Consider the following 844-nt stretch of genomic DNA (forward strand, 5'->3'; position numbering starts at 1 on the left):
AATAGTCAATTCTGTATCAACGACATCCGATGGGCACTTCGATAACCGCGGCGGAAGCAAGCTTAAGATAGTGAAAAATAATAAAAAGGAGGTGTCTGTGCCTTGGTCAATGTATGACGGTGGCGGGCAGAGGAAATATCTTACTAACAGTGAGACTGCAAAGTTCTTGGAAGTAGCGAAGCATGAGTCTGTCGATGTATATAGCTTTTGCTGGTTTATGGCAGTGACAGGATGTCGAATTTCTGAGGCGCTGTCCGTATCCTCAGAAAATTTCGACTTCGCGTCGGGCCATATAATCATCAAATGCTTGAAGAAACGACAGAACTCCGTTTATCGCGCTATTCCTCTTCCGTTGAAGATGTTGGATCGGATGCAGGAATGGATGGCGAAAGGCATCCTCGATCGACGCGGGCGCCTCTGGCCCTGGTCGCGCATGACCGCCTATCGAAAAGTCACGGGTATTATGGAAAAGGCAAGAATATCCGGGCCTTGGGCTGTACCAAAGGGGCTGCGCCATGGTTTTGGCGTACGGGCAATCCATTCCGGCGTGCCCTTGAATTTGGTTCAACGATGGCTTGGGCATGCTGATATGAAGACCACCGCTATCTATGCGAATGCCAGTGGACCAGAAGAGCGGCAGATCGCGGCGCGAGCCTGGCTGACGGAAGATTCAGCCTATGAGTTCAAACGGGCGACGGCTTGAACGGGGTTAACGGCAAAAAATCATGCTGATTGGCAATGGCCCTTAAACAGCAGATTTATTTGGTTAACACTTTGGGTAATAAAGAAGAATTAGCTTGTAAATTAAACCCCTTGCTTGCGCGCCGTTACAGAATTGACTATT

At 48.8% G+C, this 844-nt stretch carries 1 protein-coding gene; it reads left to right on the top strand.

Annotation, left to right across the window (positions count from 1 at the left end):
* A partial coding sequence (locus C100_RS33150; protein ID WP_235219045.1) for a tyrosine-type recombinase/integrase occupies positions 1 to 703 on the top strand: 703 nt, incomplete at its 5' end.
* Positions 704 to 844 lie beyond the last annotated feature (141 nt).

This window comes from Sphingobium sp. C100, from assembly GCF_000508185.1.
Lineage (GTDB): Bacteria > Pseudomonadota > Alphaproteobacteria > Sphingomonadales > Sphingomonadaceae > Sphingobium.